Consider the following 19,690-nt stretch of genomic DNA (forward strand, 5'->3'; position numbering starts at 1 on the left):
TCCTTAAGATTCTGGAAATAGTTGGATTTTGTCTCCTTCAGCAAGACGTACAATTGCCTTCTTGACCTGAGAACGTTTACCGGAAAACTTCCCGACTCTTCTAGTTCTCCTAGGAGGATTCATAGTGCTAACTCCTATGACTTTAACACTGAACAAGGCTTCTATAGCTGCCTTTATTTGTGGCTTTGCCGCTCTATGATCTACTTCAAAAGTATATTGGTTAATATCTAGTGCGTTTGTAGCTTTCTCAGTAATAACTGGCTTTCGTATTACATCTGCTAAACGAGAAGAGAATAATTTACTCATGATGCATAAACCTCCTGAATTTTATTTATCGCTGATTGACCTATTACCAATTTATTAGCATTGAGAATATCAAATACATTTAATTGATCGGCGGCTATTAATTTTACTTTTTCAATATTATTGATGGATTTTTTTATGACATCGGACGGACTATCAAGAATAACCAAGACTTTTTCAGTTTTTTGTATACCTAATCGAGCAAGGCCATTGATAATGTCACTTGTTTTAGGCTGCTTTAGAGTAGATCCAAAATCTTCAACAGCCTTCATATCAGATACTCTGGACATTAGTGCTGTTCTAAGAGCTAATCTACGTTCCTTACGATTCATATCAAGATTGTAAGAACGTGGCTTGGGTCCAAAAATAATTCCGCCACCAGGTCTTAAGGGTGTTCTTATTGATCCTTGACGAGCTCTTCCTGTACCTTTCTGTTTGTATGGCTTTCTACCTCCCCCACGTACTTCAGATCTTGTCAAAGTTGATGCTGTCCCTTGTCTTTTATTTGCTAGCTGCCTAAGGACTGCTCTATGGATTAAGTCTGCAGAAGAAGTTTCTTTAGCAACCGCTAAATCAAGAGTAACTTTACCTGATTTTTGACCATCCCACTTAAGAGTTTCTAGTGTTTTCATGATTTTTCACCTCCTTTTTTGCCTACAACATTGTTTGGCTTAATGTTGACAATTGAGCCAGGCTTACCTGGGACAGAACCCTTTACTACAAGCAAATTTTTCTGATCATCAATTTTTAGAACTAACAAACCTTTAGTAGTTATCTGTTTTCCTCCGTATCTTCCTGCCATTCTTTTCCCAGGATAAATTCTGCCTGGAGTTGTTCCTGCTCCTGTAGATCCAGGTGCTCTATGATTTTTTGAACCATGACTCATAGGACCTCTGCTAAAACCATGTCTTTTCTGATAACCAGCAAAACCTCTACCCATAGATTTGCCACTGATATCAACTTTTTGACCAACCTCAAAGTTTTTTACAGTTATTTTATTTCCGATTTCATAAGATGTAGTTTCTTCAACCCTATATTCTTTCAAATGCTTTAAAAGTTCTTCACCTGATTTCAACAAATGTCCCTTTTCAGGTTTACTTATATGCTTCTCTTTGGACAAGCCATAACCTATTTGAACGGCAGTATAACCATCCAAAGCGGCAGTTTTCAATTGCGTGATACGGCAAGGACCAGCTTCAATAAGAGTAACTGGTACAGCATTACCTTTGTCGTCGAAAAGCTGGGACATGCCCAATTTCTTTCCTAAAATTCCTATAGACATAAGACTAAGTTAGGCTAGCTAGTAATGATTTTTCAATTATCTAAACCTTTCAGTTATTAAGATGTAGTTAATAAAAAAAACAATTAATTAATAAGGTTGAGACTTATCTAAAAACTTAGATAGTTTCTCTTGGGATAAACCCTCCTGAATTTTTTAACGAAACGCTAAAAATGTGAAATTTTGTAGAGGCTCGGCTAGCTTGCGAGCTTAAAAATTCACTGAATTACAATTCTACATCATCAAGTACCATAAAATAAAATAAAATAGAAATAAAGGAATTTTTTATGCCATTACTTCTCACAGGGAAAAAGTTTCATAACGATTTAAAAACTAACAAATGTATTGCAATGTTTGCTCCTCTTGAAGGTGGTTATGAAACCCGTCTTTTGCGGAGAATGAGGGCCAAAGGCTTTAAAACTTTTATAACCTCAGCAAGAGGGCTTGGAGATCCAGAAGTATTCTTGCTCAAATTACATGGCGTTAGACCACCTCACCTTGGTCATCAAAGCGTAGGAAGAAATGGAGCACTTGGGGAAGTTCAACAAGTAATCCCACAAGCTTCTGAGTTATTTAATGAAAATGATAAAAATAAATTACTTTGGTTACTAGAAGGTCAAGTATTGTCTAAATCTGAATTAGAGAGCTTAATAGATATTTGCTCTAAAGATAACAAACTAACAATTGTTGTTGAAATGGGGGGTTCAAGAAAACTTGAATGGAAGCCATTAAGTGATTATATTTTGGATGAATTTGAAAGCTAAATTGTTTGATTAAAACCAAGAATAAAAAAGATAAATGGATTAAGTTCATTTGTGGTGCAAGTAATGAAGATATTGTTGCTATTGAAGATTTATGTGCAATTTATACTGCTGCTGGTGTCGACTACATAGATGTTGCCGCAGAAGAATCTATAGTTCATGCAGCAAAAAAAGGAATCGAGTGGGCGAAACAAGTCTCTAAAAACTCCCCTGGATTAATGATAAGCATTAGTGATGGTAATGATATCCACTTTCGTAAAGCAAAATTTGATCCATTAAAATGTCCCCCTCATTGTCCAAGACCTTGCGAAAAAGTATGCCCAACCAATGCAATTGATAATTCTGGGATCAAAGAAAGTAAATGTTATGGATGTGGAAGATGTTTAAATAGCTGTCCCCTAAATCTAATTAGTGAATATGAATATAATTTGTCAAAAGATGATTTAGCATCAACACTTCAAAAAATAAAGCCTGATGCAGTAGAAATTCATACAGATATCAATCGCATTGATTCATTTATAAAAGTTGTCAGTACACTTAAAAGTTCTGAAACAAAATTGAAAAACATATCTATCAGTTGTGGATTACATCAATCTGTCAAAAATTCACAAGGGCCCGAAGATCTTTTAAAAGCTATTTGGGTAAGATATGAAATTCTTAATGAACTGAATATTCCACTTATTTGGCAGCTGGATGGCCGGCCAATGTCTGGTGATCTTGCTCCAGCCACAAGCAAAGATGCAGTTAAGTTGTTCGAAAGAATCGGTCCAGATCTTCCACCTGGATTAATTCAATTAGCAGGCGGAACAAATGAAAAAACTCATGAATTTTTGAATTCAAACAATCTTCCAGATGGAATAGCATTTGGAAGTTCTGCAAGGAAAATTATGCAGCCTCTCATTGATTTTGCTCACAAAAATAACAAAAGACTCTACGATTATCCTGAAAGAATGGCTTTAGCTATCAAAAAAGCTCAAAAATTTCTAGAGCCATGGAAAATGAGCTAATTCAAATAATATTTTTTATTTTTAAACTCTTTTCCTTATTTATAAAAAACTTTGTATTTTTTTGATAGAAAAAAATCTTTTCATGTATTAAAATAGTAATCCAATGGGCCGTCGCCAAGTGGTAAGGCATCGGGTTTTGGTCTCGACATTCCTAGGTTCGAATCCTAGCGGCCCAGTTCTAACATTTAATTAGTGTCTGCTCAAAAAGTAATTCTATTTGATTTTGATGGAGTTATAGTCGATGGAATGAATGAATATTGGCATAGTTCTTTGCTGGCCTGTGAAAAATATTTAAAATCTCCATACATCAGTGTTGATCAAAAACTTTATGAAAGAGTACCAAATACTTTCAAAGAAATTAGGCCTTGGGTTAAATATGGTTGGGAAATGGTTCTAATAGTTCACGAAATTATAAAAACAGAAAATCCATTAAAAAATTTTAATAAAGATTATTTCATTAATAAATATCATCAAAATTGTCAGAGAATATTAAAAGATAATTTCTGGATTGCTGAAGATCTACAGAAAATATTAGATGAGTCTCGCAACTACCAAATTCATAAAGATTTTAAAAAGTGGGTGAATTTACACAATCCATTTTTTGAAGTTATAAATTTTATAGAAGAATTAAAAAAAAGAGGAATCAAAACCGGAATAATAACCACAAAGGGGAAAATATTTGCAGAAAAAATTCTTCACCAATTAAATATCTGTCCAGAGTTTATATTTGGTTATGAGTCTGGAACAAAAATCAAAATAGCTGAAGAGCTTACTCAAGCATATGAAATTTTAGGATTCATAGAAGACAGAAAAAAAACTCTAATTGACATTAAACAAAATTCAAAAACTTGTCACATACCTTGCTTCCTCGCTGATTGGGGATATTTAAAAAACTCAGACAGATCTAATTTAAGTAATGACATCCAATTATTAAAATTAGTTGAACTAGATAATTTACTTGCAATTTAAAGATCATCAGCTAAAGTACAGGTGTACTATAGTTTGTATTTATGAAGTTTGGTTTAAATAAAAATTTCCAAATTTAGAATAATTACAAGAACTTTAATCGATAAATCAAACAATGAGTCTTGAAGAAAAGAAAAAAACTGAATCAAGAGAAAAAGAGAAGGCATTAAGTCTTGTCTTAGGTCAAATAGAACGAAATTTTGGACGAGGGTCAATAATGAGACTTGGCGACGCATCAAGAATGAAAGTAGAAACAATTTCTACAGGGGCACTCACATTAGATTTAGCATTAGGAGGAGGCTATCCAAAAGGAAGAGTAGTAGAAATATACGGACCAGAAAGTTCAGGAAAAACTACATTAACTCTTCACGCAATAGCAGAAGTCCAAAAAAATGGAGGAGTAGCTGCGTTTGTAGATGCTGAGCATGCACTTGATCCAGTTTATGCAGCCTCTTTAGGGGTTGATGTTGAAAATTTGCTAGTTTCACAACCAGATACTGGTGAAATGGCTCTAGAAATAGTTGATCAGCTTATAAGATCGAGTGCAGTAGATCTCGTCGTTGTTGACTCGGTAGCAGCACTAACTCCAAGAGCCGAGATAGAAGGAGAGATGGGAGATCACGTAATTGGAAGCCAAGCAAGACTAATGAGTCAAGCAATGAGAAAAATAACTGGGAACATTGGCAAATCTGGATGTACAGTAATATTCCTTAATCAATTACGCTTAAAAATCGGTGTTACATATGGCAATCCAGAAACAACAACAGGAGGGAATGCATTGAAATTTTATGCCTCAGTGAGACTTGATATCAGAAGAATTCAAACACTTAAAAGAGGTACCGAAGAATACGGCATAAGAGCAAAAGTGAAAGTAGCAAAAAACAAAGTTGCACCGCCATTTAGAATTGCAGAATTTGATATTCTCTTCGGGAAAGGTATTAGTACAACAGGGTGTTTATTAGATTTAGCAGAGGAGACTAACATTATAATAAGGAGAGGGGCTTGGTATAGTTATGAAGGAGAAAATATTGGACAAGGAAGAGATAATACAATTATTTGGCTTGATCAAAACTTAGAAATTAAAAATCAAGTAGAATCTATTGTTAAAGAGAAATTAACAGAAGGTACTGAAGTAAGCTCTAATTCAATGAAAGCCTTAAATAGCAATCCTGCTAATACAATCGCTGTTAATGAAATAAAAACAGTAGCTTAGTTTTATAAAGAATCAGCCAAAGTCCACCACCCTGCCGCAGGCCCTATAAATCTGACTACAACCCATAAAATCACTAACCCACCAATCCCAAACCAGCTAGCTTTAATACTTAATTTAATTAAGCTATCTTTTTGATTAATTGTAAAGGGGAGCCATTCAAATAATCTTGGGGACTCGTCAAATTTAATTTGAGTATTCTTTTTTTTTGGAGGTAAACCAATTGTTTTACGTCTTTTTGCTTCTCCCATATTTATTTAAGTTATTTACAAAATCATAAACTAATCAAAAGGTAACATATATTTAATTTGTTTTGCGGGTTGTATATTTTGCAAAAGTACTCTTCCCCAGTGTCTTTTATTTGCTCTTCCGTCTAAAATTATTAACTTACCTGCATTTCTTCTTAAAGGTGAAATAGATCTTTCTATTTTTAATCTGGCTTGAGGAAGAAAAAAGTCTCTAAACCAATCTTGAGAAAGTTTTTTATTATAAGAAACTATCATTGCATTAATAGGTTCTGACATATTCGCTAAAGGAAGTAAAGGAATGATAATTTGTTCTGGAATTTCTATTAAATAAGAATTCATAATCCACCAATCAAAACTAGAGCAAAGAATTTCATTATTACGAGATGGAATTGTCTCTAGCAAGACCCTCTTCCCATACTTAGAAGCTAATTCTGTGGCAAGGTTAGTTTTAAAATTAATATCGTCAGACAAAAATAAGGTTAAACCCTTTCTAAAAAGTATTAACTTTTTGCATTTATCTAAGGTTGAATTTGTAAAAAGAGGATGATTGGGAAGTAACTGTTTAGAGGGTATATATAATGAAATCTTTTTTTCTTCAAAATTACTTTTAAAATTAATAACCAAGTCAATATTTAAACTTTGCTTTTTAAGATACATTTGAAAGAAATTATCTTTTCTCAAAGCTGATAAAAAAACGAATTTATTTTTAGAAAAAAATTCATTCATTTGAGCTAGTTCATCAATTGGCTGCAAATACAGATTCCAATCTAGATTTGTATTATTTAATTTTACCCAACATGCCCAACCTTGCGATAATGCCTTGCTGACACTATAAAATTTATCAGAAAAAGAAGAATTTTCATGAAAAAAATTTGTTAAAAAACTTATTTCTTTTTCATCTAAATTTATATAACTATTTCCTAAAACTTTTCTCATAAAGAACTTTTTATTAAACAAATCATATACTTTAATAAATTCTTGATTTATGCATTCAAATTCTTGAAAGTTTTTGGTCCAATCCTTTTTCAGTAAAGTAATCCTAAAATGGGTTCTGAGATCTTGTTTTATATCCTCTATTCCAGAATAAACGATTCGATGATTTCTAAGATTAAGAGAATTGGGATCATTAAGGAAATCTTGAATTGTTATCAAGCGAACCAAATGATTTGCAAAAATAATTTGATCATTTTTTAAAATAAAATTAAATCCAAGATTTTTTAATAAATCAATCTGAAATTCTTTTATAAATTGAATTTTTTTTTCAGATAAAATAAAAGTTGAATTTTCTTCTTTTAAAAATAAAGAAATCAAAATTGGAGGCAACCAATCATGGGTAGAGAAAATTTCTGAATTAACTAGATATGTCGAATCATTTGAAATGCACTTGGAAATTATTCTCGCAAAAGAATATATGTGATCCCAATTAATACTTTGTTCTCTCAAAAAATTTTTCAAATATTGATGACTTAAGATTTCAAGCATTTATAATTTAATTAATTTCAAATACACACAAAATTTATGCCTCTAATATACAAAAAATTGTTATCAATATAAAAAAGTCTCGAATTAATCAATCTATGAAAATTGGAATAGTAGGATTAGGTTTAATTGGCGGATCATTAGGATTAAAACTCCAAAGTTTAAACCATACCATTTATGGAGTAGCAAATAATGAAGTTAATGAAAAAAAAGCAAAAGAAAAAAAGCTTGCAAATTTTGTTAGCTGTGAACTGAGCTTATTAAAACAATGTGAGCTCATAATTTTGGCATTGCCTATAAAAGATTTAATAAATCCATCTAAGCAATTAGTAGCATCAATTCCAAAAGAAACAATAGTAACCGATGTTGGCTCTGTTAAAGAAACAATAGTAAATAAATGGGAAAATTTACATCCTTTATTTATTGGATCACATCCAATGGCAGGTACAGAACAAAAAGGAGTTGATTCAGGTTTTGAAGATCTTTTTGAAAACGCAAAATGGATTATTACCCCTACACAAAATAGTGATTGCAATGCAGTCAGGACTCTTTCTGAGCTAATAAAATCAATGAATTGTGAAATTTGCCAAGCTTCGCCAAAAGAACATGATCAAGCAGTATCTTTAATTTCTCATTTGCCTATATTTTTAGCTTCTGCCCTAATAGAAACTGTAAATACAAAAAACAACCAATCTTTATTGGACCTCACACAAAAACTCGCAGCTACAGGATTTGCTGACACTTCGAGAGTTGGCGGCGGCAATGCTCAATTAGGCATAGACTTAGCTATTAACAATCAGATGAATGTTTTAAATACCATAAATAATTTTAAAAATAAGCTGAATAAATTGGAATCTCTTATAAAGGAAAAAAATTGGGAGTTACTTTCTAAAAAACTTGCTGAAGCAAAAGAAATCAGAGGAAATTTTATAGATTAAAATTATCAATGCCTTGGGAAGCTAAAATTTGCCTTGAAACCATCAATGCAGAATTACTAACACCTGCTGTTCCCTCTCCTGGATAAATAGAATCTCCACATAGCCATAAACCTTTAAAAGGAGTCCTACTTGATAATCCAAATAAACCAAAAATATCTGGATTTTGACCAAGGCCACCTACAATGCCATTAGGTCTATTTGTCCATTTTTCAAATCCCAATGGAGTTGCTAATTCCCTATGTAACCAATTTTCAGAAAAAATATCAAAATGACTTTCCAATTCTAGGGAGATTTTGTTTAGGAAATCCTTTTTCTTCTTTAAATAATTTTTTTTATCTAAGTTAAACCAATATTTTGTCTTAGTAAAAATACTCGCTATTAAAGTAACCTCACCTTTTGGTGCTCTTCCATCACCATCATCGCTAATTGATACAAATAACGAACCAAATTCATCAGAAACAAATTGATAATGATTGGAAGAAGTTTTTTTTATATGTTCTTTTTTTAATGCCGAATAAAAAACTATTGCTCCACTTGGATCAGGCAAATTAATAAGTCGATTTTTATAAATTTGTTTTCTATTTAAAGGTTCCTTCAAATGCTTGAGCAAAGATTGAGGAGGCGCGGTATAAATCACATCTTTTGCTTGGTAAACAAAAGAATTTTTTTTCGAATTGGCAGATACTTTCCAACACATATTTAGGTCATCAAAATTTATAGAATTAACTTTTTGGCCAAAAATTAGATTAACTCCAGTTTTAATCAACGAACTTTCTAATGCGTCACTTAAAGACTGCATAGATTTTTTAAGATGCCACAGACCATGTGGCTGCTGGCACATCTGTAGAACAGTAGAGCCATATAATGCAGCAGTATTATAAATATCCTCTTGAGAATAAAGTTTTAGTTGAAGATTTAAGAATTTAATCAAGCGATCATTCTTGGATAATCCACATATAAGTAATAAATCAAAAATAGAAGATTTGAGTAAAATTCCTGTGACAAGGTTTGATGGAACTAATGCTTTTAGAAGTTGAGACAAATCCCAAAAATTACTGATTGGCAATACTGGATTATTGTTTGCAAATATCCAATTACTTTGATGAATGAGGGTGCAAAGTTTCCAAAATCTATGACTTCCAGGAAACTGCGTTTCTAGTTCAGCAATCCATTTAGTTTTTTCATACCAAATATGGATTGGCTTACCACCATCATTTAAATCAACAATGCAGGCTGGGTCTAAAATAGTGGCTTCTGGGAGTGATATATCTAAAAAATCAAAAATTCTTGCATGTATTCCTCCTTTTTCAAATCCGGCAACTTGAGTTGCGCCAACGTCAAAAATATAATTTTTTCTTTTAAAAGTACCAGCGCAGCCTCCTGATTGATTATGAGATTCGATTAAAGTAACTGATAATCCTTGTTTTGATAAAATTGCTGCAGAAGTCAACCCTGCTATACCAGCACCAACAACAACAACTTCAGACTTGGACATTAGAAATGCAAAAATTATCTCCTATTGAAGTTAGCGAAATTTGTGATGAATTAGGTGAAGCCTATCCAAAAAGTATAGAACAAGTCCATGGGGGGAATATTCATAGCGCATGGCAAATAGAATTCGTAAACAAGAAATTATTTCTAAAAAAAAACAATAGAAAAAAAAAGTTTCTCAAATTTGAGAAATATTGTCTTCAGAATTTAAGAGAGTATATTAATCAAAAAAACTTAGTTGTTCCAGAAGTTATTGCATATAAAAATATTAAAAATATAGAAATTCTTTTAATTGAATGGATAGATATGCAAAACTTTGATCAAAAAAAACTTGGAAAAGGTTTGGGAGAAATGCACTTAAATGCAAGTGAGTCTAATCCAAAAAGTTTTGGATACCCAGTTGGGGGTTTTATTGGAATAACAGAGCAGAAAAAAGGCTGGGACAATAATTGGATAGATTGTTTTTTAGATTTGCGAATATCACCTCAATTATCAATTCTTAAATCAAATCTTTTAGACAAAGAAACTATAAATAAAGTTAAAGAAAAAATTAAATCCGAATTAATGAATCATAAACCTATAAATACTCTTGTTCATGGTGATTTATGGTCAGGAAATTTAGGAATAGAAAAAAGTGGAAAGGGGGTTATATTTGACCCAGCATCATGGTGGGCAGATAATGAAATAGATATAGCTATGACAAAATTATTTGGAGGTTTGAGAAAAGAATTTTATGAAGAGTATCATAAAATTTTTCCAATTAAACAAGGTTTTGAAAAGAGAATTATTATTTATAATTTTTACCACATATTGAATCATGCCAATATGTTCGGAGGATCATATTTTAGTCAAGTCAAAAATTACGTAAAAGCAATACTCAATATGTAATCTTCAACTAACCTAAATATGTTTTTTTAAGATTTTGCACCTTATCTAAAACCGCTTCACGATTTTCACTGGTCCGAAGATTCTGCCAGCTCCATTGACCAACAACAACTACTCCTAGTAGTTCAAGTAATCCTGGAAGAATTGGGAAAAAGTTAATCGTGTCAATAACAACTTTAATTATTATTTGAGCGATTATCACAACAGCGATAATGCCTGCGGCTTTACCATATTTACCCATTTGGGTCCAATCAACATTTCCAAGGGTTTCGTTGACTTTCCCCATAACATCAGAGTACTTCTCTGAAAAACTTTTGGTTTCGGCGCTTGTATCGGAGCCAGAGCCTTGATTTGACTCGGAAGTGTTGTCACTCATGAACATTCAGGCTGCAAAATTATATATATGAACCAGACAGTATCGGAAAAAATGCCTGTTGACTACCTTTTTGTTGTGCAAAATTCCGAACCGAAACATTTTGTATTTTTTAGATGTATTGATATATAAATTGTTTGAAGATATTTAAACTTAAAATTGATTTATAAAAACTTCACATTATCTTCTAGTTCTAACAAGAATATTAATAAATCTCGGCAATAGGAAAAATTTAAAAGGCTAAAATTTTTATTTAAATTATTATATTTTTATAGTTTATTTTATTTTGTATAGTTAAAGAATCAATATGTCTAAGGATATCAAATCCAATTTCTTAAACCCAGATGAACAAGAAAGATATCAAAAACATTTGACCCTCAAAGAGATAGGTTATGAGGGTCAAATAGATCTAAAAAACAGCTCAGTTTTATGTATTGGAGCAGGTGGGCTTGGATCTTCTGTTTTGCTTTATCTAGCCGCAACAGGTATTGGAAAAATTGGAATAGTAGATAACGATCACGTTGAGAAGTCTAATCTCCAAAGACAAATAATTCATGATACAAATAATATTGGCAATCTTAAAATTGATTCTGCCCAGGAAAGAATTAAAAAATTAAATCCTAATTCTGAATTATTAACATTTGCGCAGAGAATTAATCCTAATAATGCTTTAGAAATAATTCAAAAATTTGACATTATTTGTGATTGCTCAGATAACTTTGGCACTAGATATTTGATAAATGATGCGTGCCTAATCTTAAACAAACCTCTAGTCTTTGGAAGTGTACAAGGCTTCGAAGGACAAGTGAGTGTTTTTAATTTACATAGAAATAGTCCTAATTTAAGAGACTTACTTCCAGAATCACCTTCAAAAAATGCTATCCCTAGTTGTGAAGAATATGGAGTTGTTGGTGTTTCAACAGGTTTAATAGGAATTCTTCAGGTGAATGAGATTATTAAAATCATTTTAAAAAAAGGTGAAATTTTAGATGGCAAAATTTTGTTTTTTGATCTGTTGAATATGAATATGAAAAAATTATATTTAAAAAGTGATCAGGTAAATAAGCGAATCAAAAATCTTTCTCAGTTTGTTGACTTTTATAGTGTCGATAAATGTTCTGAGAAAAATAATGAAGTTAACAAAATCAATGCTAATGATTTCTATAACTTATACAAATCAAAAGCAAAAAAAATTATTTTAATTGATGTTAGGGAAAATGAAGAATTTTCTACTTCTGCAATAGAGGGTTCTATATCAATCCCCCTAAGTACCTTGAGCCAAAAGTCTGACTTAGAATTTATTAAAAAAGAAAGTTTAATTAAAGAGGTTTTCACCATATGTAAATCCGGTAAACGTTCTGAAAAAGCTTCACAAATCTTGTCTAAATTCAAAATTAAATCGAAATCTATTGAAGGTGGTATTAAAAAACTAAAAGAAATATTATCCAATTAATATTTTTAGGAATATTTTAGTAATCTACACCTCTTTTCAAATCAACTCCAACATTTGCATAATGCTTATGACAGACCATTTCAGAGTAAACATCGGCGAGTTCAAAGTATGAAGGTTCATTTTTACATCTTCCAGTAATGACAACTTCTGTTTCTGATGGTTTTTTTAAGAGCGTTTGATGTATTGATTCCACAGGGAGCAGCTCTAAATCAACAGTTGGATTCAATTCATCCAGAATAATTGTTTTGTACAAACCACTCAAAATCGCAGCTTTAGCAATTTCCCATGCTCTTTCAGCCTCAACATAATCAATTGGTTGTTGCTGACCTCTCCAAACGATCGCATCTCTGCCTGAGCGCAAATGATCTACCAAATGTGGGTAACTTTCTCTCAAAGCTTCTATGGCAGCATCTTCGGTATAACCATTCCCACCTTTTAACCACTGTAATATTAAAACTCTATGACTTTTATCTTGAGATATTCCTTTGCCAATAGCTTGAAGAGCCTTGCCAAGTGCACTTGTGGATTTACCTTTTCCTTCACCTGTATAAATCTCAATTCCACCATTACATCTACTTTTTCCTGTTAGTTTTTCTAAGTCTGCTGTTAAACGTGGTCTCATTTCTGAATGGAGTTGCGATATTCTTACCAAAGAAGAAGGGGCTGCCCTTCCTGTAATAATAATTTCCAGTCCATCAGGACGATTTTGAAGAGAAGCAACTACTTCCTTGATATCAAGCATGCCTAAATCAAGAACTGGATTCAACTCATCTAGTACCACTACAGAATAAAGAGAACTAGCAATTGCTCCTTTAGCAATATTCCAACCTCTTTCAGCCTCCCCAATATCAAACTTTGTCACCTCTTCAGCAGTAAAAAATTCCGACCTTCCTGTCCTCACATGGTCAATTAAGTGTGGGAAGCCTCTTTGCAGGGCCTCTATAGCCGAATCTTCATCGTATGAACGCTCAGGACCTTTTAGAAATCTTAAAAGTAGAACTCTTGACTGTCTTTTTTCGCATATTCCTAATCCTATTGTCCTGAGCACAACACCCAAAGCAGCCTGACTTTTGCCCTTACCCTCCCCATCATAAATATGCAATTGACCTTTGGATCTCTCTTGACTGTCACTTGCTGTGACGATTCCAATTCCTCTATTGCTACTTGTATTCGTCAATTGAACAAGGTGAATAAATTTAATCTAAGATATAGTTTAAGAATATTATTAAAAATTTAATAATAAATTCAACCTATTCATAGGTAATTTGAATTTTAAAGTAATTAGCATGTTCAATCAACTAGAAATTCTCTCTGATGAACAAAGTGAAAAGCTTTATACAATTAGAAGATACATTAAGAGTCTTGATAGCGTTTGTATTGCTTATTCAGGAGGAGTAGACAGTACATTAGTAGCATCATTAGCATTCGAACAATTGGGTTGCAAAGCCATAGCAATTACTGGTATTTCTCCTGCATTAGCCAATACACTTCGTGAAGAAGCAAGAAGTCAAGCAAAATGGATTGGAGTGAAGCATTTGGAAATTCAAACATCAGAATTAGACCAATCAAATTACAATAAAAATCCCAGGGATAGATGCTTTGCATGTAAAAAAGAGCTTCACAAACATACAACCTACTTATCTAAAAAACTTAAGTACAAGAATGTTTTAGATGGAGTCAATCTGGATGATCTTAAAGATTATAGGCCAGGTATACAAGCCGCGAAACAAGCAGGAGTTGTTTCTCCCCTTGCTAAATTTAAATTCTCAAAACAAGATATTAGGGATATATCAAGAGCATTAGGTTTTCCTTGGTGGGACAAACCCGCTCAGCCTTGCTTGTCATCAAGATTTCCTTATGGCCATGAAATAACCAGTAAGAGGCTTAAAATGGTTGAGAAAGCAGAAGAATATCTAAAAGAAGGTGGTTTATCGGAGGTTAGAGTTAGATGCCAAGGCTCAACTGCAAGAATAGAAATTCCCCAAGATGAATTAAAGCATTTTTTTAAAAAATTTAATTTTAGTGATATAGTTCAATACTTTTCTAATTTAGGATTTAATTGTACAAGCTTAGATCTTGAGGGACTAATAAGCGGCAAATTAAATAGATAATTATGCAAGTTAAACAACTGTTCTCATCTCATTGAGAACTGCTGAAGGTGGATTGCGGTTAATGACGCGCAAGAAATGTTCTTCAGCCTTCAAAGCATCAATAAAATATTGACTCGCAAGTTCTGGTAACATATTTTGACCACAAGTAAATATATCTACGGCAGAATAATTAGATTCTGGCCAAGTATGTATTGAAATATGTGATTCAGCAAGTAATGCAATCGCTGTAACCCCCTGAGGCTCAAATTTATTACTTATCAAATTCAGAACTGTTGCCTTTGCAATTTTAGCAGCTCTATTTAACGTACAGCGCAAAAAGGATTCGTCATTTAATTTTGCATAATCACATCCATAAAGTTCCAACAAAAGATGTTTACTTTGATGCGTTAATTTTTGGTCATTACTAAAAGAACTAAAAATTTGATTTTTTTTGTGGCCTTCCATTAAAAAAAATTATATGAATATAAGATTAGCTAAAAATTGTGAATTTTAGAATTATAAGTGAATCATTTGTGAAGAGTCTAAGAAAGACTGATTAAATTTATCTAGATGTGTCGCACTTATAAAACATTGACTATCTTTGCCAACAGAATTTAATAACAAATTCTGTCTAGTTAGATCTAGTTCAGCCAAGACATCATCCAATATAAGTATGGGAGAGATATTTAATGTTTTAGTTAATAAATCTAGTTCAGCCATCTTTAAAGCTAAGATAAAAGTTCTTTGCTGACCGGATGAACCATATTTTCTAACTGAACTATTATTAATTAAAAACTCAATATCGTCACGATGAGGTCCAAAATTACATTTACCAGTCAATGCTTCGATTGAACGTTGATTGAATAGTTGTTCTGCTATTTTCTTACTAATAAATTCTTCGTCTTCTTCTTCTGGACTAATATTTTGTATCCCAGAAAGATAATTTATGCCTATTTGTTCTTTAGATTTACTTAAGTGATTATGCCAATATTCAACGTATGGTTTTATTTTTAATAAAGCCCTTCTTCTGCGCCTAAAAATTCTTGTACCTATTATTGACATCTGAATGTCAAAGCTTTCAAAAATTTCTGAGGATTGATTATTTAGGAAGCTTTCTGAACGCCAAAAATGACTTCTTTGTTTTAAAAGCCTATTAAATCTAATTATCAAATCTAAATATACTGGTTCAAGCTGAGATACGACTTTATCAATCCATGTTCTTCGATAACTGGGTTCACTTCTAACAATATCTATATCATTAGAACAGAAACATACACTGCGAATATAATGCTTTATTTCACTCTGCTTTTTCAAGATTGATTCATTAACATAAATTCTTTTAGGACCTTTTCGGAATAAATTTAACTTTAAATCATCTTTAAAATCTATTTGTCCTATGACTAGAGCCATATCACTATCATTTGCTATTAAATCTTTATCACTTAATGCTCTATTTGATTTTAATTGACTTAAAAATTCAACCGATTCAAGTAAATTTGACTTGCCAATACCATTACAACCAAGAACAATTGCTCTTTGCTCTTTTAAGTCAATTTCAAAACTTTTATGGTTCCGAAAATTTTTAATTTTTAATTTATTTAAAAAAATTTTTTTGTGCATTCATTAATTAAATTAGCTAAGTTTAAAATATTTAGATTTTCTTTAAAGAAATTGAAAAATTAAAGGGCATGTAGCTCAGTTGGATAGAGCATCAGATTCCGGTTCTGAGAGTCGGGGGTTCGAATCCCTCCATGCTCGTAACATGATGTTTTAAAGTTTATATCCCATTACTCTTATCCCGTTTGGATCTAGTATAAATCCAATTTGTTCTAAACTTTCAAATGAAGACACTGGTGCCTGTAAAGAAATACTGCATCCAGGCATTTCTCTATTTATTTTCTCAAGAGTTACTTTAAGCAATATTGAATAATAAAGTTGCTGATTTTTACCTTTTACTGCACTTAAATTCCATAAGTTAGCATTCAATCCCCTGTCGGATGTAACCCTTACAAAGCCATATAATTTATTCTTTAATTCATTTTGTATGGTAAAAAAGAAATTACTTTTCTTAATAGCCTCAGAAAGAGGTTTTATTGGAAATGTCTCACAACCACAATTCGCTAAAAGTTTGTTTACTTCTTTAGCTAATGGGATCTGAGAAGAATTAACAAAATAACCTTCTGGAAGAACAAGTTTTTTTTTTGAAAAATATTGCAATTATCAACCTGTATTTCTCATGCCAGCTGCTATTCCATTAATAGTTAAAAGTGCCCCCCGCAATAATTCACTCCTACTATAAGCTCTTCTAGATTCATCTTTATCAATAAGAAATTCGCTAATTGGGGGTTGTCTTGTTTGGTCTCTAAGTCTTCTTAGAAGTGAAACCTGCAAAAAACCCAATGGGATGATCGTCTTATTTCTTAGACTTACTGATGCTTTTAAGTCTCTATCAGATTCGAGGAGCTTATTTTTACCAGTAATTTCAAGTATTAAAGATTTTGTAAGATTATATTCTTTAGAAATTACTTCAAAAATAACATCAAAAGAATCTTTATTTTCTTTACTTCCAAGAGTATCAACATAATATCTAGCAACTTCCAAATCCACCTTAGATAATGTCATCTCTACCTTAGATATAAGCATCCTAAAAAATGGCCATCGCTGATGCAGAACTCTTAATAATTCAATTTGTTTTGGGTCTGCATTTAATTCAGATGATAATGCAGTACCTACTCCAAACCAACTTGGCAAAAGAAATCTACTTTGTGTCCACCCAAATACCCACGGAATAGCCCTTAAACTTGATAAATCTTTTGCACCTTTTTTTCTTCTCGCAGGCCTACTAGATATCTGCAATTTACTTATTTCTTCTATTGGAGTGACCTCTTGAAAGAAATTTAACAAATCAGGATTTTCATGCACTAATTTTCTATAGTGAGACCTTGATGTATCTGCAAGTCTAGACATTAATTGATTCCATTCTGGCGTAGCATCAAGACTATTATTTACCAAACTATTTTGAATCACAGCTGTAGTAACAGTTTCAAGATTATACAAAGCCAATTCTGGAAGACTATATTTTGAAGCCAGAACTTCACCTTGTTCTGTTATTTTGATTCGCCCTTTTAAAGTACCGCTTGGTTGAGCTAATATTGCCTGATAAGCTGGGCCCCCTCCTCTACCTACGGAACCGCCTCTGCCATGAAAAAGTCTTAGCAATATATTATTTCTACTTGCAAGATTTTGAAGAGCTATTTGGGCTCTATGAATTTCCCAATTACTAGAAACAAACCCTGAATCTTTATTGCTATCAGAATAGCCAAGCATTAATTCTTGAAGAGGTTGAAAAGATTCTCCAACTTTTGGCAATAATGATCTGTAAAAATCTAATTTAAACAACTTTTCCATTACTTCTGGTGCTCTTTTAAGGTCTTCAACAGTTTCGAAAAGAGGAACAACTAATAAATTTGACTTTTGTGAACTTTGATCAAGAAGTCCCATCTCTTTTGCAAGTAAGAGAACTTCAAGCAAATCAGATGCACTATGGCTCATTGAAATTACATAAGAATGACAAATACGACTTCCAAATTCTTGCTGTAGTCTCTTAACCATTTTAAAAACTGAGAAGGTCTCTTCTGTAGTTTTAGTCCAGTTAACTTCGGAGGGAATTAAAGGCCTTTTTGTATTTAATTCATCTATTAGCCATTTAATTTTCTCTTCCTCAGACATTTGTTCGTATACAACAGATAAATCAAGATAATTTGTGAGCTCTTGTATAGCATCACTATGCCTTGTACTTTCTTGACGAATATCTAAACTTGCCAAAGAAAATCCAAAGATATGAACCTGAGTAAGTAATTTATTTAATGCCTCACAAGTTAAATCTGTACTAATCAAGCTATTTTTAATCAGTTCGAGATCATACGTAAATTCGTTTACTGATTTGTAATATAAGTTTTCAACTTTATCTATATTTTTAGTATCCATTTCTCCCTCTAATTCAAATTTCCACCCACTATCGGCTAATGAGTTATTCCTTTCTTGTGTTAACCTTAACTTCTCTAACATATAACTTAATTTCAATCTGTAAGGTTCGGATCTATATCTTGTTGCCCTAGCTTCATAGATTTCTGGGAACTTAACCCTATCTGTTTCTAATGACTCTAATAGAGATGAACTAACTTGACTCCACTGCATTGAAACACTTAATTGATCTCTAAGATTAGATGTTGCATTAATATATCTTTCCAACATCAACTTCCTTTGATAGCAAGCAGTTCTCCATGTTATCTCAGGAGTGACGGATGGATTACCATCCCTATCGGAGCCAACCCAAGAACCGAAATTACAAAAAGATTCAGAGGGCATCTGAACATCTGGATAGTTTTCGGCAAGTGCTTCAGCTATTCTGCCTCTCAATTGAGGCATTGCATTAAATAAAACTTGCTGAAAATAATGCAAGGCATAATCTACTTCGTCTAAAACTGATGGTTTAAATTGATGCAATTCATCTGTTCTCCACCAAAGTCTTACTTCCTCTTTTAATTGGGTTTGTAGAGAATTTTTTTCTTCTTTTGTTAAGAATTGCTCAATCTGTATTTTTTTTAACAAATTTGCGACTCTAGTTTGCTTGTGTCTAATAGTATGTCTAACTATCTCCGTAGGATGTGCCGTAAAAACTAAACGAATATCCATTTCTTGCAATAATGCCTCTAATTTTCCTGGAGGTACATTTAATTTTCTAAGCCTATAGAATAATTCTCTAAAAGTTACTGGAGCATTTTGCCTAGCTAATGCTGGAGCAAAAGGATCAAGATTATCGGGAGATTTTTTAACATTCTTATTGGTAAAACTTTGAATATATCTATCTTCCTCAACTCTTTGTTCCAAAATATTTACTAGTTGAAAATATAATGAAAACGCCCTTGCAGCAGCAATGGATTCTGCCAAATCCATAGAATTTACAATATCTACAATTTCATTTTTAAAAGTTTTTGAAGTATCACAATCAATTTGTTTTGAATAACTTAATTCTTTAAGCTGTATCAATCTTTCTGCTTGATCTTCTGGGCATTCTTCTCTAAGCACAGCTTCCCATAGATCCTCTATTAAAAGACGATTTTTATCAAGTGGATCATTGTTACTAATCAGATCCACGTTATTATTTTTAATCTGTTGAAAAGATTCCATATACTCATTATGTCACA

The 19,690-nt window shown here is 32.3% G+C and carries 20 protein-coding genes and 2 tRNA genes; 10 read left to right on the forward strand and 12 right to left on the reverse strand.

The features are described from left to right. Positions 1-3: 3 nt before the first annotated feature. The 3 genes from HA143_RS08860 to rplC are packed head-to-tail and all read right to left on the reverse strand — an operon-like array spanning position 4 to position 1,585. Positions 4-306, reverse strand: a complete 303-nt coding sequence (locus tag HA143_RS08860) for a 50S ribosomal protein L23 (protein ID WP_209086244.1) — start codon at positions 304-306, stop codon at positions 4-6. Then, positions 303-935: a 50S ribosomal protein L4 gene (rplD, locus tag HA143_RS08865; protein WP_209086247.1), complete on the reverse strand. Its 633-nt coding sequence runs from the start codon at positions 933-935 to the stop codon at positions 303-305. Before rplD ends, HA143_RS08860 begins: the two co-directional genes overlap by 4 nt. Further along, positions 932-1,585, reverse strand: coding sequence for a 50S ribosomal protein L3 (gene rplC, locus HA143_RS08870; RefSeq protein ID WP_209086250.1), 654 nt, complete (start codon positions 1,583-1,585; stop codon positions 932-934). Before rplC ends, rplD begins: the two co-directional genes overlap by 4 nt. 284 nt (positions 1,586-1,869) lie before the next feature. Between rplC and ndhN the strand changes: the two genes are divergently transcribed. The 5 genes from ndhN (at position 1,870) to recA (ending at position 5,529) form a co-directional block, all read left to right on the forward strand. Beyond that, entirely contained in the window at positions 1,870-2,346 is a 477-nt protein-coding gene (gene ndhN, locus HA143_RS08875) for an NAD(P)H-quinone oxidoreductase subunit N (RefSeq protein ID WP_209086253.1), read from the forward strand. Between the two features lie 5 nt (positions 2,347-2,351). Next, positions 2,352-3,350, forward strand: a complete 999-nt coding sequence (locus HA143_RS08880) for an LdpA C-terminal domain-containing domain (protein WP_209086255.1) — start codon at positions 2,352-2,354, stop codon at positions 3,348-3,350. Between the two features lie 104 nt (positions 3,351-3,454). Then, positions 3,455-3,526 (forward strand) — tRNA-Gln (locus HA143_RS08885). A gap of 16 nt (positions 3,527-3,542) precedes the next feature. Then, positions 3,543-4,319, forward strand: a complete 777-nt coding sequence (locus HA143_RS08890) for an HAD family hydrolase (RefSeq protein ID WP_209086258.1) — start codon at positions 3,543-3,545, stop codon at positions 4,317-4,319. Positions 4,320-4,431: 112 nt separating this feature from the next. After that, entirely contained in the window at positions 4,432-5,529 is a 1,098-nt protein-coding gene (gene recA, locus HA143_RS08895; RefSeq protein ID WP_209086261.1) for a recombinase RecA, read from the forward strand. 2 nt (positions 5,530-5,531) lie between these two features. Here recA and HA143_RS08900 read toward each other — a convergent pair whose 3' ends face one another. Together HA143_RS08900 and HA143_RS08905 are read right to left on the reverse strand one after the other, a co-directional pair. Beyond that, positions 5,532-5,777 carry a DUF2839 domain-containing protein gene (locus HA143_RS08900; protein WP_209086264.1) on the reverse strand — a complete coding sequence of 82 codons (246 nt, stop codon included), beginning with the start codon at positions 5,775-5,777 and terminating at the stop codon, positions 5,532-5,534. Positions 5,778-5,807: 30 nt separating this feature from the next. Further along, a complete protein-coding gene (locus tag HA143_RS08905; protein WP_209086267.1) occupies positions 5,808-7,256 on the reverse strand; it encodes a DNA helicase in 1,449 nt (482 codons plus the stop codon). A gap of 95 nt (positions 7,257-7,351) precedes the next feature. On the opposite strand from HA143_RS08905, the gene HA143_RS08910 reads away from it, so the two are divergent. Beyond that, positions 7,352-8,191, forward strand: a complete 840-nt coding sequence (locus HA143_RS08910; RefSeq protein ID WP_209086270.1) for a prephenate/arogenate dehydrogenase — start codon at positions 7,352-7,354, stop codon at positions 8,189-8,191. On the opposite strand, the gene crtD is transcribed toward HA143_RS08910, so the two are convergent. Then, positions 8,181-9,686, reverse strand: coding sequence for a C-3',4' desaturase CrtD (crtD, locus tag HA143_RS08915; protein ID WP_209086272.1), 1,506 nt, complete (start codon positions 9,684-9,686; stop codon positions 8,181-8,183). The genes HA143_RS08910 and crtD overlap by 11 nt on opposite strands. Positions 9,687-9,691: 5 nt before the next feature. Between crtD and HA143_RS08920 the strand changes: the two genes are divergently transcribed. Continuing rightward, positions 9,692-10,570, forward strand: a complete 879-nt coding sequence (locus tag HA143_RS08920; RefSeq protein WP_209086274.1) for a fructosamine kinase family protein — start codon at positions 9,692-9,694, stop codon at positions 10,568-10,570. Positions 10,571-10,577: 7 nt separating this feature from the next. Here the strand turns inward: HA143_RS08920 and HA143_RS08925 are convergent, their stop codons facing one another. Beyond that, entirely contained in the window at positions 10,578-10,943 is a 366-nt protein-coding gene (locus HA143_RS08925) for a CAAD domain-containing protein (RefSeq protein ID WP_209086276.1), read from the reverse strand. 304 nt (positions 10,944-11,247) lie between these two features. Between HA143_RS08925 and HA143_RS08930 the strand changes: the two genes are divergently transcribed. Continuing rightward, on the forward strand, positions 11,248-12,393 hold the full coding sequence (locus tag HA143_RS08930) for a ThiF family adenylyltransferase (RefSeq protein ID WP_209086278.1): 1,146 nt from the start codon (positions 11,248-11,250) through the stop codon (positions 12,391-12,393). Positions 12,394-12,409: 16 nt separating this feature from the next. Here the strand turns inward: HA143_RS08930 and HA143_RS08935 are convergent, their stop codons facing one another. Continuing rightward, complete coding sequence (locus tag HA143_RS08935; protein ID WP_209086280.1) at positions 12,410-13,570, reverse strand: cob(I)yrinic acid a,c-diamide adenosyltransferase; 1,161 nt, start codon at positions 13,568-13,570, stop codon at positions 12,410-12,412. Positions 13,571-13,679: 109 nt separating this feature from the next. Between HA143_RS08935 and larE the strand changes: the two genes are divergently transcribed. Then, positions 13,680-14,504: an ATP-dependent sacrificial sulfur transferase LarE gene (larE, locus tag HA143_RS08940; RefSeq protein WP_209086282.1), complete on the forward strand. Its 825-nt coding sequence runs from the start codon at positions 13,680-13,682 to the stop codon at positions 14,502-14,504. 9 nt (positions 14,505-14,513) lie between these two features. Here the strand turns inward: larE and speD are convergent, their stop codons facing one another. Beyond that, a complete protein-coding gene (gene speD / locus HA143_RS08945; protein ID WP_209086284.1) occupies positions 14,514-14,948 on the reverse strand; it encodes an adenosylmethionine decarboxylase in 435 nt (144 codons plus the stop codon). Between the two features lie 51 nt (positions 14,949-14,999). Continuing rightward, positions 15,000-16,103, reverse strand: coding sequence for a DNA replication/repair protein RecF (gene recF, locus HA143_RS08950; protein WP_209086287.1), 1,104 nt, complete (start codon positions 16,101-16,103; stop codon positions 15,000-15,002). A 64-nt stretch (positions 16,104-16,167) separates the two neighbouring features. Between recF and HA143_RS08955 the strand changes: the two genes are divergently transcribed. After that, a tRNA-Arg gene (locus tag HA143_RS08955) sits at positions 16,168-16,241 on the forward strand. 12 nt (positions 16,242-16,253) lie between these two features. Here the strand turns inward: HA143_RS08955 and HA143_RS08960 are convergent. Beyond that, the gene (locus HA143_RS08960; protein ID WP_209086291.1) at positions 16,254-16,700 is read right to left on the reverse strand and encodes an N-acetyltransferase; all 447 of its coding nucleotides are present in this window, start codon (positions 16,698-16,700) and stop codon (positions 16,254-16,256) included. Between the two features lie 3 nt (positions 16,701-16,703). Continuing rightward, complete coding sequence (gene ppc / locus HA143_RS08965) at positions 16,704-19,673, reverse strand: phosphoenolpyruvate carboxylase (protein ID WP_209086294.1); 2,970 nt, start codon at positions 19,671-19,673, stop codon at positions 16,704-16,706. Between the last annotated feature and the right edge of the window lie 17 nt (positions 19,674-19,690).

This window comes from Prochlorococcus marinus CUG1415 (genome assembly GCF_017696015.1).
Lineage (GTDB): Bacteria > Cyanobacteriota > Cyanobacteriia > PCC-6307 > Cyanobiaceae > Prochlorococcus_A > Prochlorococcus_A marinus_AE.

What these genes read in the sequence shown, in the direction of transcription:
- crtD (WP_209086272.1), bottom strand. Translation starts at nt 9,686, where the DNA reads ATGTCCAAGTCTGAAGTTGTTGTTGTTGGTGCTGGTATAGCAGGGTTG.
- HA143_RS08930 (WP_209086278.1), top strand. Translation starts at nt 11,248, where the DNA reads ATGTCTAAGGATATCAAATCCAATTTCTTAAACCCAGATGAACAAGAA.
- recA (WP_209086261.1), top strand. Translation starts at nt 4,432, where the DNA reads ATGAGTCTTGAAGAAAAGAAAAAAACTGAATCAAGAGAAAAAGAGAAG.
- larE (WP_209086282.1), top strand. Translation starts at nt 13,680, where the DNA reads ATGTTCAATCAACTAGAAATTCTCTCTGATGAACAAAGTGAAAAGCTT.
- recF (WP_209086287.1), bottom strand. Translation starts at nt 16,103, where the DNA reads ATGCACAAAAAAATTTTTTTAAATAAATTAAAAATTAAAAATTTTCGG.
- HA143_RS08900 (WP_209086264.1), bottom strand. Translation starts at nt 5,777, where the DNA reads ATGGGAGAAGCAAAAAGACGTAAAACAATTGGTTTACCTCCAAAAAAA.
- HA143_RS08910 (WP_209086270.1), top strand. Translation starts at nt 7,352, where the DNA reads ATGAAAATTGGAATAGTAGGATTAGGTTTAATTGGCGGATCATTAGGA.
- ndhN (WP_209086253.1), top strand. Translation starts at nt 1,870, where the DNA reads ATGCCATTACTTCTCACAGGGAAAAAGTTTCATAACGATTTAAAAACT.
- rplC (WP_209086250.1), bottom strand. Translation starts at nt 1,585, where the DNA reads ATGTCTATAGGAATTTTAGGAAAGAAATTGGGCATGTCCCAGCTTTTC.
- HA143_RS08905 (WP_209086267.1), bottom strand. Translation starts at nt 7,256, where the DNA reads ATGCTTGAAATCTTAAGTCATCAATATTTGAAAAATTTTTTGAGAGAA.
- HA143_RS08920 (WP_209086274.1), top strand. Translation starts at nt 9,692, where the DNA reads ATGCAAAAATTATCTCCTATTGAAGTTAGCGAAATTTGTGATGAATTA.
- ppc (WP_209086294.1), bottom strand. Translation starts at nt 19,673, where the DNA reads ATGGAATCTTTTCAACAGATTAAAAATAATAACGTGGATCTGATTAGT.
- rplD (WP_209086247.1), bottom strand. Translation starts at nt 935, where the DNA reads ATGAAAACACTAGAAACTCTTAAGTGGGATGGTCAAAAATCAGGTAAA.
- speD (WP_209086284.1), bottom strand. Translation starts at nt 14,948, where the DNA reads ATGGAAGGCCACAAAAAAAATCAAATTTTTAGTTCTTTTAGTAATGAC.
- HA143_RS08860 (WP_209086244.1), bottom strand. Translation starts at nt 306, where the DNA reads ATGAGTAAATTATTCTCTTCTCGTTTAGCAGATGTAATACGAAAGCCA.
- HA143_RS08925 (WP_209086276.1), bottom strand. Translation starts at nt 10,943, where the DNA reads ATGAGTGACAACACTTCCGAGTCAAATCAAGGCTCTGGCTCCGATACA.